We start from the raw sequence: 14994 nt of genomic DNA on the forward strand, positions 1-14994 counted from the left end.
GCCTCCGGCGGTCTGCACGGCGTCGGCGCCTCCGTCGTGAACGCCCTCTCCGCCCGGCTGGACGTCGAGGTCGACCGCGGCGGCGCCACCCACAGCATCAGCTTCCGGCGCGGCACCCCGGGCATCTTCACCGAATCGGGCGCCGAGGCGCCCTTCGACCCCGCCGACGGCCTGCTCAAGGTCAAGAAGATCCCCAAGACCAGGACCGGCACCCGGGTGCGCTACTGGGCCGACCGGCAGATCTTCCTCAAGGACGCCAGGCTCTCCCTGGAGACCCTGCACGCCCGCGCCCGGCAGACCGCCTTCCTGGTGCCGGGGCTCACCCTGATCGTCCGTGACGAACGCGGCACCGACGGTGAGGGCCCGGTCGAGGAGACCTTCCACTACGACGGCGGCATCAGCGAATTCTGCGAGTTCCTGGCCCAGGACAAGCCGATCTGCGACGTGCAGCGGCTGCGCGGCTCCGGCACCTTCAAGGAGACCGTCCCCGTCCTCGACGACCGCGGCCACATGATCCCCACCGAGGTGAAGCGCAACCTCGACGTCGACATCGCGCTGCGCTGGGGCACCGGGTACGACACCACGGTGAAGTCCTTCGTCAACATCATCGCCACCCCCAAGGGCGGCACCCACGTCTCCGGCTTCGAGCGGGCGGTCACCCAGACGGTGAACGACGTCCTGCGCGCCACCAAGCTGCTGCGCGTCGCCGAGGACAACGTGGTCAAGGACGACGCCCTGGAGGGCCTGACGGCGGTGGTCACCGTCCGGCTGGCCGAGCCGCAGTTCGAGGGCCAGACCAAGGAGGTCCTGGGCACCTCGGCGGCCTCCCGGATCGTGCTCCAGGTGGTGACCAAGGAGCTGAAGGCGTTCCTGACCTCCACCAAGCGGGACGACAAGCAGCAGGCCCGCGCGGTCCTGGAGAAGGTCGTGGCGGCCTCCCGCACCCGGATCGCCGCCCGCCAGCACAAGGAGGCCCAGCGCCGCAAGACCGCCCTGGAGTCCTCGGCGCTCCCCGCCAAGCTGGCCGACTGCCGCAGCGACGACGTGGACCGCAGCGAGCTGTTCATCGTCGAGGGCGACAGCGCGCTGGGCACCGCGAAGCTGGCCCGCAACTCCGAGTTCCAGGCGCTGCTGCCCATCCGGGGCAAGATCCTCAACGTCCAGAAGTCCTCGGTCGCCGACATGCTGAAGAACGCCGAGTGCTCGGCCATCATCCAGGTGATAGGGGCCGGCTCCGGGCGCACCTTCGACATCGACCAGGCCCGCTACGGCAAGGTCATCTTCCTCGCGGACGCGGACGTGGACGGCGCGCACATCCGCTGTCTGCTGCTGACCCTCTTCCAGCGCTACATGCGCCCCATGGTCGAGCAGGGCCGGGTCTTCTCGGCGGTGCCGCCGCTGCACCGGATCGAGCTGAGCAACCCGAAGAAGGGCCAGGACAAGTACCTGTACACCTACTCGGACAACGAGCTGCGGCAGACCCTGCTGGATCTCGACCGGCGCGGCACCCGGTACAAGGAGGCCATCCAGCGCTACAAGGGCCTCGGCGAGATGGACGCCGACCAGCTGGCGGAGACCACCATGGACCCCAGGTTCCGTACCCTGCGGCGGATCAACATCGCCGACCTGGAGGCGGCGGAGACGGCGTTCAGCCTGCTCATGGGCAATGAGGTGGCCCCGCGCCGGGAGTTCATCACCGCGTCCGCCGCCACGCTGGACCGGTCGCGGATCGACACCTGAGGGTGCTCAGGGGAGCGGGCGGACGGCGGTGACCGTCATCCGGGTCTGCGGCAGCGGGGACGCGCCGCAGCTCGCCGGCAGCACCGGACCGTCCGCCGCTTCCACGGTGACCGCCCAGCGGCGGCCGTCGCCGTGCGTCACGGTCACCGTGCCCGCGCCGTCGGGGCCGCTCTCCTCGACGCCGAGCGCGTCGGCGCCGTCCTCGCCGGTCAGCTCCCGCACCGCCAGTTCCGCCGCCTGCCCCGCGCGGCCCCAGGCGGACCGCCCGCGACAGCGCTCGGTGACCATCCGGCCCGCGCGCAGCGCGGTGGCCACCTCCTTGACGAGCGGCGCCGAGGCCCGGCCGTAGGCGTAGCCGTGGGGGAGGGTCAGCAGGGTCGGGGCGAACCGGTGGCCGCCGATGTGGCTGATCTCCCAGACCTCCACACCGCCGCCCACCGCCAGCTCGGCGGCCAGCGGCCGGCCCAGCTCGGCGCAGCAGCGGTCCCGCCGCCCGTTGGTGCACACCAGGGCCAGCGGATCGCCGTGGTACGGATCCCCCGCGCCGTCGTGCTCGCCGGCGCCCAGCCGGGCGAAGCCCAGGCCGAGCAGTTCCGCCGGCTCCGTGGTGCGCAGTGTCCGCAGCCAGGAGCGGCCCGGGCGGGTATGGGCGAGATAGACCCGGCGGGCGCCGGGCACGGAAGCGGGGCGGCCAGGGCGCCGGATCAGTGCCACGCGGACACCGGTGCCCTCGGCCGCCGACTCCAGGGCGCCGCCGAGCGCGGGGTCGAGCCGGCTGCCGGTCAGCGCCCGGGGGCCCCAGGGGCCCGGCTGCTCCAGCAGCAGCCAGGTGAGGGCGGTGGCGGCGGTGGCCGCCGGCGGTTCCTCCCGCGTCCAGGACGCGCTCGCGCACAAGGTCACACAGGTAAGCCTAACCTCCCTCGTCCCACCCGGCCCGGCGGCAGCGGGTGGGACGAGGGGCACCGGGGACGGGCCCCGGCCGGGCGCGTCACACGGGCCCGGCCACCACCGCCACCGCCTTCTCCAGCGGCACCCCGGAGCCGTCGCGGCGCGGGTCGATCTCCGGCAGCGGCAGCGGAGCGCCGGTGCGGGAGGCGGCCTTCGCCGGAGCGGCCCCCGCCCAGGCGTAGATCAGATGGTCCTCGCCCTTCAGGAAGCGCTGACAGCGCACTCCGCCGGTGGCCCGGCCCTTGCGCGGGTACTGGTCGAACGGCGTCAGCTTGGCGGACCCGTGCGAGCCGACCAGCGTCTCCTCACCGCCCGCCACCGTGAACACCAGGGCCTCGGCGGCCGGGTCGACCGCCGAGAAGGAGATCACCCGGGCGCCCTCGCCCAGCTTGATCCCCGTCATCCCGCCCGCCTGCCGGCCCTGGGGCCGCACCTGCGAGGCCGGGTAGCGCAGCAGCTGCGCCTCGTTGGTGATGAAGACCAGGTCCTCCTCACCCGTGCGCAGCTCCACCGCGCCGACGATCGCGTCGCCCTCGCGCAGCGCGATGACCTCCAGCTCCTCCTTGTTGGACGGGTAGTCGGGCACCACCCGCTTCACCACCCCGGACTCGGTGCCGATCGCGAGCCCGGGGGAGGACTCGTCCAGGGTGGTCAGACACACCACCCGCTCGTTCGCCTCCAGCGACACGAACTCCGACACCTGTGCCCCGCCCGCCAGCGCGGGCACGGACGCGGAGGCCGGCAGCTGCGGCAGATCGATCACCGACACCCGCAGCAGCCGCCCGGCCGAGGTGACCACCCCGATCTCGGCGCGCGCCGTGGAGTGCACGGAGGAGACGATCACATCGTGCCTGGCCCGGGCCGCCGGCTCCGCGAAGTCGGCGTTCCCGTCGGCGGTGCGGGCCAGCAGCCCGGTGGAGGACAGCAGCACCCGGCACGGGTCGTCGGCCACCTGGAGCGGCACGTCCTCGACCGGCGCGGCCTCCGCGTCCAGCAGCACCGTGCGGCGCGGCGTCCCGTACTTCTTGCTGACCTGGGCCAGCTCCTGCGACACGAGCTTGCGCAGCTCCGCGTCGGAGTCGAGGATTTGCGTCAGCTGCTCGATCTCCTCGGTCAGCCGGTCGCGCTCCGACTCCAGCTCGACACGGTCGAACCGGGTGAGCCGGCGCAGCGGGGTGTCCAGGATGTACTGGGTCTGGATCTCGCTCAGCGCGAACCGCTCCATGAGCGCGTCCTTGGCCTGCGCGGCGTTGTCGCTGGAGCGGATGATCCGGATGACCTCGTCGATGTCGATCAGGGCGATCAGCAGCCCCTCCACCAGATGCAGCCGGTCGCGCCGCTTGGTGCGGCGGAACTCGCTGCGCCGGCGCACCACCTCGAAGCGGTGGTCGACATAGACCTCAAGCAGCTCCTTGAGCCCCATGGTGAGCGGCTGCCCGTCCACCAGCGCCACGTTGTTGATGCCGAAGGTCTCCTCCATCGGCGTCAGCTTGTAGAGCTGGGCGAGCACGGCCTCCGGGTTGAAGCCGTTCTTCACCTCGATGACCAGCCGCAGCCCGTGCTCGCGGTCGGTGAGGTCCTTGACGTCCGCGATGCCCTGGAGCTTCTTCGCGTTGACCAGGTCCTTGATCTTGCCGATGACCTTCTCCGGCCCCACCGCGAACGGGAGTTCGGTGACGACCAGGCCCTTGCGGCGCGCCGTGACCGTCTCCACCGACACGGTGGCCCGGATGCGGAAGGTGCCCCGGCCCTTCTCGTACGCGTCGCGGATGCCGTCGAGCCCGGTGATCTGCCCGCCGGTCGGCAGGTCGGGCCCCGGCACGAAGCGCATCAGGGCGTCGAGGTCGGCGTTCGGGTACCGGATCAGATGCCGGGCGGCCTGGATCACCTCGACCAGGTTGTGCGGCGGCATGTTGGTGGCCATGCCCACCGCGATCCCGCTGGAGCCGTTCACCAGCAGATTGGGGTACGCGGCCGGCAGGGCCACCGGCTCCTGCTCGCTGCCGTCGTAGTTGGGGGAGAAGTCGACGGTGTCCTCGTCGATGGACTCCACCATCAGCGACGAGGCAGGCGCCGAGCGGCACTCGGTGTACCGCATCGCGGCCGGCGGGTCGTCGTTGCCGAGCGAGCCGAAGTTGCCGTGCCCGTCCACCAGCGGCAGCCGCATGGAGAAGGGCTGCGCCATCCGCACCAGCGCGTCGTAGATGGCGGTGTCGCCGTGCGGGTGCAGCTTGCCCATCACCTCGCCGACCACCCGCGCGCACTTCACGTACGCGCGCTCGGGGCGCAGCCCCATGTCGTGCATCTGGTACAGGATCCGGCGGTGCACCGGCTTGAGACCGTCCCGGGCGTCGGGCAGCGCCCGGGAGTAGATCACCGAGTACGCGTACTCAAGGAATGAGCCCTGCATCTCGTCGACGACGTCGATGTCGAGGATGCGCTCCTCCACATCGGCCCCGGACGATGCTCCGGCGGCACCCCTGCCAGACGGGGTCTTCGAACTGCGGCGGGCCATCGCGCGCGGGCTCCTTAGTTGTGAACTGAACAGAACATACGAACCAGCGACCAAACGGGCCGTGAACAGGCCCGGTGCTGCGGACCATTGTGGCCCGACCCACCGACAGCCCGAATCCGACCCGGCCGCGGTCCCGTACCGTACGGGAACTTCACACCTCGCGGCCTACCTTGCATAAGGTGACACATGTCTCGACCCTCGACAGCGAAGGGACCTCATGCCCATGGGCCACACGGCCACCCCGCAGGAGCGCACAGGCGGGCTGACAGCGACCGAGCACAAGCTGGCCAACGGGCTCAGGGTGGTGCTCTCCGAGGACCGGCTCACCCCGGTCGCCGCGGTCTGCCTCTGGTACGACGTCGGCTCGCGCCACGAGGTCCCCGGCCGTACCGGGCTCGCCCACCTCTTCGAGCACCTGATGTTCCAGGGTTCGGCGCAGGTCAAGGGCAACGGCCACTTCGAGCTGGTCCAGGGCGCCGGGGGCTCGCTCAACGGCACCACCAGCTTCGAACGCACCAACTACTTCGAGACCATGCCCGCCCACCAGGTCGAACTGGCCCTGTGGCTGGAGGCCGACCGGATGGGCACGCTCCTCACCGCGCTGGACGAGGAGTCCATGGAGAACCAGCGCGACGTCGTCAAGAACGAACGGCGCCAGCGGTACGACAACGTGCCCTACGGCACGGCGTTCGAGCGCCTGGTGGCCAAGATCTACCCCGAGGGCCACCCCTACCACCACACGCCCATCGGCTCGATGGCCGATCTGGACGCCGCCTCCCTGGAGGACGCGCGGGAGTTCTTCCGCACCTACTACGCGCCGGGCAACGCGGTGCTCGCGGTCGTCGGCGACATCGACTCCGCGCAGACCCTGGAGTGGATCGAGAAGTACTTCGGCTCCATCCCGCCGCACGACGGCAAGCAGCCGCCGCGCGACGGCGCCCTGGACGGCATCATCGGCACCGAACTGCGCGAGACCCTGCACGAGGACGTGCCCTCGCGCGCGCTGATGGCCGCCTACCGGCTGCCGCAGGACGGCACCCGGGCCGCCGACGCCGCCGATCTGGCGCTCACCGCGCTCGGCGGCGGCGAGTCCTCCCGGCTGCACAACCGCCTGGTACGCCGCGACCGCACCGCCGTCGCCGCCAGCTTCGGCATGATGCGGCTGGCCGGCGCGCCCTCGCTCGGCTGGCTCGACGTCAAGACCTCGGGCGACGCCCGCATCCCGGAGATCGAGGCGGCCGTCGAGGAGGAGCTGACCCGCTTCGCCCAGGAGGGCCCCACCCCCGAGGAGATGGAGCGCGCCCAGGCCCAGCTGGAGCGCGAATGGCTGGACCGGCTGGCCACCGTCGGCGGCCGGGCCGACGAACTGTGCAAGTACGCCGTGCTGTTCGGCGACCCGCAGCTGGCGCTCACCGCCGTGCGGCGGATCCTGGAGATCACCCCGGAGGAGGTGCGCGAGGTGGCCGCCACCTGGCTGCGCCGCGACAACCGGGGCGTCCTGGTGTACGAGCCGACCACCGCCGCCACCGAGGCGGACCACGACGACAGCGAAGGGGCCCACCGGTGACCGACGCGATCTCTCCCACCATGGACCTGCACCCGCGGCCGGCCGGCGGCGAACCCAAGCCCTGGGCCTTCCCCGCCCCCGAACGCTCCACGCTGCCCAACGGGCTGACGGTGCTGCGCAGTCACCGCCCCGGCCAGCAGGTCATCGCGGTCGAGGTCAACCTCCTCGCCCCGCTGACCGCCGAGCCCGCCGGGCAGGAGGGCATCGCCACCATCATGGCCCGCGCCCTGTCCGAGGGCACCGACAAGCTGGACGCCGAGGAGTTCGCCGCCGAACTGGAGCGCTGCGGCGCCACTCTGGACGCGTACGCCGACCACCCCGGCATCCGGGTCTCCCTGGAGGTGCCGGCCTCCCGGCTGGTCAAGGCGCTGGGGCTGCTCGGCGACGCGCTGCGCGCGCCCGCCTTCCCCGAGCACGAGATCGACCGCCTGGTGCACAACCGGCTGGACGAGATCCCGCACGAGCTGGCCAACCCCGCCCGGCGGGCCGCCATGGCGCTGTCCGCCGCGCTGTTCCCGGCCGACCACCGCATGTCGCGGCCCCGGCAGGGCACCGCGGAGAGCGTGCGGCGGATCGACGCCAAGGCGGTGCGCGCCTTCTACGACGCCCATGTGCGGCCCTCCTCCACCACCGCCGTCGTGGTCGGCGACCTGTCCGGTGTCGATCTGGACGCGGTGCTCGCCGAGACCCTCGGCGTGTGGCGGGCCGAGCCCGCCGTGCCGTTCGCGATCCCGCCGGTCACCGCCGACGACACCGGCCGGGTGATCATCGTGGACCGGCCCGGCTCGGTGCAGACCCAGCTGCTGCTCGGCCGGGTCGGCACCGACCGGCACGACCGGGTGTGGCCGGCGCAGCAGCTCGGCACGTACTGCCTGGGCGGCACCCTCACCTCCCGGCTCGACCGGGTGCTGCGCGAGGAGAAGGGATACACCTACGGGGTACGCGCCACCGCGCAGGTGCTGTACTCCTCCGCCGACGGCACGGGACTCTCGCTGCTGGCCATCCACGGGTCGGTGGCCAGCGACGTCACCGGCCCGGCGCTGGCCGATCTGTGGCAGGTGCTGCGCACGCTGGCCGAGGAAGGGCTGACCGACGAGGAGCGCGACCTCGCCGTGCAGAACCTGGTGGGGGTGGCGCCGCTGCGGTACGAGACGGCGGCGGCGGTGGCCAACACCCTGGCCGACCAGGTGGAGCAGGGGCTGCCGGACGACTTCCAGGCGCAGCTCTACCAGCGGCTGGCCGAGACCGGCACCGTGGAGGCCTCGGCGGCCGCGGTGAACGCCTTCCCGGCGAACCGGCTGGTCACTGTCCTGGTCGGGGACCGCGAGCAGATCGAGGGCCCGGTGCGGGAGCTGGGGATCGGCGAGGTCACGGTGCTCAGCGACAGCGAAGGCGAAGGCGACGGCGAACCCGGGGGTGCCGCGGCGGGCGACGCCGCCTGACCCCGGCCCCCAGGCCCGTACGGGCCACCGCCCCGGCGACCGGTACGGCGCCGGGGCGGTGCCGTGTCCGGAATTCCACGCCACGGCCGAAATCCGGCCCCTTTCCCGGGGGCCCTATCGGCATTCCGGCGGCCTTGTCATACAGTGCGGTCAGGACCGGTGGAAACGCAGAAGGATTCCCCGGACATGGCAATGGGGGTTTTGATGCGTATCTCCGCGCACACGGTATGCACGGCGATTCGTGACGACATTGTCAACGGTGTCCTGCCCCTGGGTTCACGCCTGGCCGAGGAGCAGCTGGCCCAGCGCTATGGCGTCTCCCGGGTACCGGTGCGCGAGGCGCTGCGCACCCTGGAGTCCGAGGGGTTCGTCGTCTCCAAGCGGCACGCCGGGGCGTGCGTGGCCCAGCCGGGGGAGCGGGAGGCCGCCGATCTGCTGGACATCCAGGCGCTGCTGGAGCCGCTGGGAGCGGCCCGGGCCGCCCAGCGCCGTACCGAGGCGCATCTGAAAGTGCTGCGCGGCCTGGTCAGGCTCGGCCGGCAGCGCGCAGGTCAAGGGCAGGAGGGCGACCTGCGGTCGCTGGGGGACTGGTTCCACGAGACGGTCGCCCAGGCCACCGGGAGCCCCGCCCTCACCACGCTGCTGGTGCAGCTGCGCCTCAAGATCACCTGGCTGTACGCGGCGGAGCCGGTCGGCCGCGCGGTGGCCTCCTGGCAGGAGCGCGGGGCGCTGGTGGACGCGATCGCCCGGGGCGACGCGGAACGCGCCCGGATCCTGACCACCGCCCGGCTGGAGCGCGCGGCCCCGGCGCGCAAGCTGCCGCGCACCACCGCGGCGCGGGGCGGGAAACCTGCCGTAAACACGGGGCGCGCCCAGATTTAACGGCGGTCGTATACACCTGTGCCCAGCGACCGGGAATTCTCCGGAAACATTCCCGGGCGTATTTCACGCTGCCCGATTTCACGGCGCCGGCACAAAAAACGGCGGAGTGGAGTCGCATCCGGTGTGCGAAAACCACTCCGCCGAAAAAGAAGGCGGACCTTTCAGACGGTTTCCGGAAGCTCCTCAAGACCCTCGGCGACCAGCTTCGCCAGCCGGTCGAGCACCGCGTCGGCCTCGGCCGCCTCGGACGCCAGGACGACCTCCTCGCCGCCCTCCGCGCCCAGGGACAGGACCGCCAGCATCGAGGCGGCGTTCACCGGGGCGCCGTCCTTCTTGGCGATGGTGACCGGGACGCCGGCGGCCGTGGTGGCGCGGACGAAGATCGAGGCGGGCCGGGCGTGCAGCCCTTCCGACCAGCCAATGGTGACGCGGCGCTCAGCCATGGTGTTGCCCTTCAAACTCGGACGGCCCCGCAAGGCCTGTCATGCGTGGTTCCAGCACGCACGGAGACCTTCGGCATCCCGTACGGCTGCCCTCAACCGTACGCTGAAGCCATGCCGACACCCGAACAGCCTGTCTATCCCGCCCACTGGGAGGCCGACGTGGTGCTGCGGGACGGCGGCACGGCGCGGATCAGGCCGATCACCCCCGACGACGCCGGGCGGCTGGTCCGCTTCTACGAGCGGGTCTCGGACGAGGCGAAGTACTACCGCTTCTTCGCGCCCCACCCCCGGCTGTCCGACAAGGACGTGCACCGCTTCACCCACCACGACTACGACGACCGGGTCGGCCTCGCCGCCACCGTCGGCGACGACTTCCTGGCCACCGTCCGCTACGACCGCGTCGACGACCACGGCAGCCCCGCCGCCCGCCCAGGACCCGACGGCGGAGGCGGGACCCGGGCCGACCGCGCCGAGGTCGCCTTCCTCGTGGAGGACGCCCACCAGGGCCGCGGGCTGGCCTCCGCCCTGCTGGAGCACATCGCCGCCGTCGCCCGCGAGCGCGGCATCCGCCGGTTCGTCGCCGAGGTGCTGCCCGCCAACCGCAAGATGATCAAGGTGTTCACCGACGCCGGCTACTCCCAGCGGCGCAGCTTCGCCGACGGAACCGTCCACCTGACCCTCGACCTCGAACCCACCGCTGCCTCGCTCGCCGTCATGCGCGCCCGCGAGCAGCGCGCCGAGGCCCGCTCCGTCCAGCGGCTGCTCGCCCCCCGCTCGGTCGCCGTCATCGGTGCCGGCCGCAGCCCCGGCGGCGCGGGCCGCGAGGTCCTGGGGCGGCTGCGGGCCGGCGGCTTCACCGGAGCGCTGTACGCCGTCAACCACGCGCTGCCCGAGGACACCACCGAACTGGACGGGGTCCCCGCCCATCGCTCGCTGCGCGGCATACCCGGGCCGGTCGACCTCGCCGTGCTGGCCGTCCCCGCCGGGCAGGTCGACCGGGTGCTCACCGACTGCGGCGAGCACGGCGTCCAGGGCCTGCTGGTCCTCTCGGCCGGTCACTCCGAGGAGGACCAGCGCGCGCTGGTGCGCCGTGCCCGCTCCTACGGGATGCGGCTGATCGGCCCGGGAGCCTTCGGCGTGCTCAACACCGCCGAGGACATCCGGCTCAACGCCAGCCCGGCCCCGTACCTCCCGCCGCCGGGCCGGGTCGGGATCTTCACCCAGTCCGCCGCCATCGCCATCGCCGTCCTGGACGAGCTGGAGGGCTCCGGCGCGGGGCTGTCCACCTTCATCTCCGCCGGCAACCGCGCGGACGTCTCCGGCAACGACGCGCTCCAGTTCTGGGACGAGGACCCGGCCACCGACGTGGTGCTGATGTACCTGGAATCGCTGGGCAACCCCCGCAAGTTCACCCGGCTCGCCCGCCGCACCGCCGCCGCCGGCAAACCCGTGGTCGTGGTGCGCGGCGGCCGGCACAGCGGCGGCGCCCTGCCGTCGGGACACCTGGTCCCCGCCACCAGCACCCCCGAGGACACCGCCGCCGCGCTCATCCGGCAGGCCGGGGTGATCGAAGCCGGCACCGTCACCGAACTCGTCGACACCGGCGTCCTGCTCGCCCGGCAGCCGCTGCCCACCGGCGGGCGCGTCGCCGTGCTCGGCAACGCCGAGGCGCTCGGCCTGATCGCGCACGACGCCTGCCGCGCCCAGGACCTCACCCCGCTCACCGGCGCCGCCCTGCCCCCCGGCGCCGGTCCGGCCGAGTACCGTCAGGCGCTCGGCGCCGCCCTCGCCGACCCGGACACCGACGCGGTGGTCGTCACCGCCGTCCCCACCGGTGCCCCCGGCCTCACCGCCGACGCCCTCGCCACCGCCCTGCGCACCGCGATCGACGCCGCTCCGGAGCGGAAGATACCCGTGGTGGCCGCCCACCTCGCCATCGACGGGCTGGCCACCGCCCTCAGCGCCCGCGGCATCCCCGGCTACCCCTCCGCCGAGCGCGCCGTCCGCGCCCTCGCCCACGCCGTACGGCACGCCCGCTGGCGCGCCGACGCCGCCGAACCCGGCGCGCTCCCCGCCTTCGACGACATCGACGAGGCCGCCGCCCACCGGATCATCACCGCCGCGGGACCCGCGGAGGCGGCCGGCCGGCATCCGCTGGCCCCCGACCGCGCCCGCCGGCTGCTCGCCGCCTACGGCATCACCGTGCTGCCCGCGCTCCCCGCCCCCGACCCGGACGCCGCCGCCCGCGCCGCCCGCCGGCTCGGCTACCCGGTCGCCCTGAAGACCACCGCCCCCGGACTGCGGCACCGCGCCGACCTGGACGGCATCCGGCTCGGCCTGGCCACCGAGGGCGAACTGCGCCGCGCCCACGCCGAACTGGCCACCGAACTCGGCTGGCTCGGCGCCCCGCGCCCGGTCGTCCAGGCCATGGCACCGCGCGGCGTGGACACCGTGGTGCGCGCCGTCGCCGACGCCTCCGTCGGCGCGGTCCTCTCCTTCGGACTGGCCGGCCCCGCGTCCGAACTGCTGGGCGACATCGCCCACCGGCTGCTGCCGGTCACCGACCGCGACGCCGCCGCCCTGGTGCGCTCCATCCGGGCGGCTCCCATGCTGTTCGGCTGGCGCGGCGCCCGCCCGGTGGACACCGGCGCCCTGGAGCAACTCCTGCTGCGGCTCGGCCGGCTGCTGGAGGACCACGCGGAGATCGCCGCCGTCCACCTCGAACCGGTGGTCGTCGCCCCGCGCGGGCTGAGCGTGCTGGCCGCCTCGGTGACACTGGCGCCGCCCCCGCCGAGCCCCGACCTCGGCCCGCGCCGGCTGCCCGCCTACTGACGGCGCGCGCCCGCGGGTGGGTGGCACGTACCCGGGCAAGGGGCCCATGGGTGTCGGTGGCGCCCCGTAGGATGGACTCCATGGCGAAGACCGGTACGACATCCCAGGGGTTGCGGGAGGCGATCGAGCGCAGCGGCTACTACCCGGCGCTGGTCGCCGACGCGGTGGAGGCGGCCGTCGGCCGTGAGGCCGTGGCGTCCTATCTCGTGCACCAGGAAACGACGTTCGACAGCAACGAGGTGCGTCGGCACGCCACCGTCCTGGTGCTCACCGGCACCCGGTTCATCGTCAGCCACACCGACGAGCAGTCCGCCGACAGCACGGCGCCCGCCCCGTACGCCACCACCTCCACCGAGTCCGTGAAGCTCGACCGGATCTCCTCGGTGGTGCTCAGCCGCGTCGTCTCCGACCCGCAGTCCTACAAGCCGGGCACCCTGCCGCGCGAGGTGGTGCTCACCATCGGCTGGGGCGCCGTGTCCCGCATCGACATGGAGCCGGCCAACTGCGGCGACCCCAACTGCGAGGCCGACCACGGCTACACCGGCTCCACCACCGCCGACGATCTCTCGCTGCGGATCAGCGAGGCGGGGGACGGGCCGGAAACGGTCCGGCAGACCCTGGAGTTCGCGCAGGCGCTGTCGGAGGCCACCGCGGTGGCCGGCAGGTGACGCGCCTGTCCGCCCACGATCACGCACCGGACCCCGTACCGCTGGATCCGCGCGCGGCTCCGGCGCCCGCGTACGGGGCCGGCTCGCTCGCCGATCTGCTGCCCGCCGCCGTCCCGGAGCTGCGCTCCGCGCAGGGCGGCACCGGATTCGTGCTGCCGCCCGCCGACCGGGTCGCGGTCTTCCTCATCGACGGGCTCGGCTGGCAGGCGCTGAACGACCATCCCCATCTCGCCCCGTTCCTCACCTCCTTGCTGCCCACCTCGGGCGGCGGCACGGGTGCCCCCATCACGGCCGGGTTCCCGTCGACCACCGCCACCTCGCTGGCCTCGGTCGGCACCGGGCTGACCCCGGCCGTGCACGGCCTGGCCGGGTACAAGGTGCGCGACCCCGAGCGCGGCGTCCTGATGAATCAGCTGCGCTGGAACCCCTGGACCGAGCCCGCCCACTGGCAGCCCCACCCCACGGCCTTCCGGCGCGCGCAGGCGGCCGGGGTGGAGACCTCGCAGGTGTCCGCCCCGCACTTCGAGCACACGCCGCTCACCCAGGTCGCGCTCAGCGGCGGCACCTTCCTGGGGCGGCTGGACGCGGGCGAGCGGATGGACCTGGCGGCCCAGCGGCTGGCCGCAGCCGACCGCACCCTGGTCTACACCTACTACGCCGAACTGGACGGCGCCGGCCACCCGTTCGGCATGGACTCCGAGGCCTGGCGCGGCCAGCTGCGCTACGTCGACTCGCTCGCCCAGCGTCTGGCCGAGCAACTGCCGCCGCGCAGCGCGCTGTACATCACCGCCGACCACGGCATGGTCGATGTGCCGCCGGGTGAGGAGTTCCGGCACGACTTCGACGAGGACTGGGAGCTGCGCGCCGGGGTGGCGCTGCTCGGCGGGGAGTGCCGGGCGCGTCATCTGTACGCGGTTCCCGGCGCCGCCGCCGACGTGCACGCGGTGTGGCGCGAGGTGCTGGCGGACCAGGCCTGGGTGGTGACCCGTGACGAGGCGGTCGAGCTGGGCTGGTTCGGCCCGCCGGGCAGCCCCGTCGAGCCGCGGGTGGCGGACCGGATAGGCGACGTGGTGGTCGCGATGACCGGCAACCACGCCGTCACCGCGACCACCACCGAGCCCAAGGAGTCCGCGCTCATCGGCATGCACGGTTCGCTCACGGCCGCCGAGCAGTTCGTCCCGCTCCTTGAAGTACGCACCTAAAGGGAAACAACCGATCCGTGGCTGAACTCGCCTTCTTCTCCGGCACGATGGACTGCGGGAAGAGCACCCTCGCACTCCAGATCCAGCACAACAGGTCCGCACGCGGCCTGTCGGGCATGATCTTCACCCGCAACGACCGGGCGGGGGAGGGGCGGCTCTCCTCCCGGCTGGGGCTGGTGACGGACGCGGTGGAGGCCGACGAGGCGTTCGACTTCCACGTCCACCTGGTCAAGCACCTCACGGCCGGTGGCCGGGTGGACTACGTGATCGCGGACGAGGCGCAGTTCCTCTCGCCCGAGCAGGTCGACCAGCTGGGCCGGGTGGTCGACGACCTGGGCATCGACGTCTTCGCGTTCGGCATCACCACCGACTTCCGCACCCGGCTCTTCCCCGGCTCCCAGCGGCTGATCGAGCTGGCGGACCGGGTGGAGGTGCTCCAGGTGGAGGCGCTGTGCTGGTGCGGTGCCCGCGCCACCCACAACGCCCGTACGGTCGGTGGCCGGATGGTGGTCGAGGGTGCCCAGGTGGTGGTCGGCGACGTCGGCGACCCGGCGGGCGCGCGCGGCGAGGTGGGGTACGAGGTGCTGTGCCGGCGCCACCACCGGCGTCGGCTCACCGCGGCGACGGCGGGTGCCGGGGCGCGGGGGGCCCCATGTCCTGCGCGGGGCAGCACCCCCGGCCGCCCGGTAGGATAGGGGGGGCCCCCGCCCCAACGCGCGACAACGGCCCCACGCCCCCGCCCCACCCCCTCCCCC

11 protein-coding genes are annotated in these 14994 nt (G+C 73.2%); 8 read left to right on the top strand and 3 right to left on the bottom strand.

The features are described 5' to 3' along the window. Positions 1-1740, top strand: a 1740-nt coding sequence (locus ACFV5N_RS14760; protein WP_385598907.1) for a type IIA DNA topoisomerase subunit B, incomplete at its 5' end; no start/stop codon positions are given. 6 nt (positions 1741-1746) lie between these two features. Here the strand turns inward: ACFV5N_RS14760 and ACFV5N_RS14765 are convergent. Continuing rightward, a complete protein-coding gene (locus ACFV5N_RS14765) occupies positions 1747-2640 on the bottom strand; it encodes a sucrase ferredoxin (RefSeq protein WP_385598910.1) in 894 nt (297 codons plus the stop codon). Between the two features lie 88 nt (positions 2641-2728). Beyond that, positions 2729-5203: a DNA topoisomerase (ATP-hydrolyzing) subunit A gene (locus tag ACFV5N_RS14770; RefSeq protein WP_385598912.1), complete on the bottom strand. Its 2475-nt coding sequence runs from the start codon at positions 5201-5203 to the stop codon at positions 2729-2731. A gap of 217 nt (positions 5204-5420) precedes the next feature. On the opposite strand from ACFV5N_RS14770, the gene ACFV5N_RS14775 reads away from it, so the two are divergent. From ACFV5N_RS14775 to ACFV5N_RS14785, 3 genes are all read left to right on the top strand, one after another. Further along, the gene (locus ACFV5N_RS14775) at positions 5421-6770 is read left to right on the top strand and encodes a M16 family metallopeptidase (protein WP_385598915.1); all 1350 of its coding nucleotides are present in this window, start codon (positions 5421-5423) and stop codon (positions 6768-6770) included. A 20-nt stretch (positions 6771-6790) separates the two neighbouring features. Further along, the gene (locus ACFV5N_RS14780; RefSeq protein WP_385598929.1) at positions 6791-8212 is read left to right on the top strand and encodes a M16 family metallopeptidase; all 1422 of its coding nucleotides are present in this window, start codon (positions 6791-6793) and stop codon (positions 8210-8212) included. A 204-nt stretch (positions 8213-8416) separates the two neighbouring features. After that, positions 8417-9094, top strand: a complete 678-nt coding sequence (locus tag ACFV5N_RS14785) for a GntR family transcriptional regulator (RefSeq protein WP_385598932.1) — start codon at positions 8417-8419, stop codon at positions 9092-9094. Between the two features lie 161 nt (positions 9095-9255). Here ACFV5N_RS14785 and ACFV5N_RS14790 read toward each other — a convergent pair whose 3' ends face one another. Beyond that, the gene (locus tag ACFV5N_RS14790; RefSeq protein ID WP_385598917.1) at positions 9256-9537 is read right to left on the bottom strand and encodes an HPr family phosphocarrier protein; all 282 of its coding nucleotides are present in this window, start codon (positions 9535-9537) and stop codon (positions 9256-9258) included. 111 nt (positions 9538-9648) lie between these two features. Between ACFV5N_RS14790 and ACFV5N_RS14795 the strand changes: the two genes are divergently transcribed. The 4 genes from ACFV5N_RS14795 (at position 9649) to ACFV5N_RS14810 (ending at position 14934) form a co-directional block, all read left to right on the top strand. Continuing rightward, entirely contained in the window at positions 9649-12369 is a 2721-nt protein-coding gene (locus tag ACFV5N_RS14795; protein ID WP_385598920.1) for a GNAT family N-acetyltransferase, read from the top strand. An 80-nt stretch (positions 12370-12449) separates the two neighbouring features. Continuing rightward, positions 12450-13037, top strand: coding sequence for a DUF5998 family protein (locus tag ACFV5N_RS14800; protein WP_381187685.1), 588 nt, complete (start codon positions 12450-12452; stop codon positions 13035-13037). After that, on the top strand, positions 13034-14239 hold the full coding sequence (locus ACFV5N_RS14805; RefSeq protein WP_385598924.1) for an alkaline phosphatase family protein: 1206 nt from the start codon (positions 13034-13036) through the stop codon (positions 14237-14239). Before ACFV5N_RS14800 ends, ACFV5N_RS14805 begins: the two co-directional genes overlap by 4 nt. 17 nt (positions 14240-14256) lie before the next feature. Then, the gene (locus ACFV5N_RS14810; protein ID WP_385598926.1) at positions 14257-14934 is read left to right on the top strand and encodes a thymidine kinase; all 678 of its coding nucleotides are present in this window, start codon (positions 14257-14259) and stop codon (positions 14932-14934) included. The last annotated feature ends 60 nt before the right edge of the window (positions 14935-14994 follow it).

The organism is Streptomyces sp. NPDC059853 (genome assembly GCF_042731495.1).
In the GTDB taxonomy this organism is placed as follows: domain Bacteria; phylum Actinomycetota; class Actinomycetes; order Streptomycetales; family Streptomycetaceae; genus Streptomyces.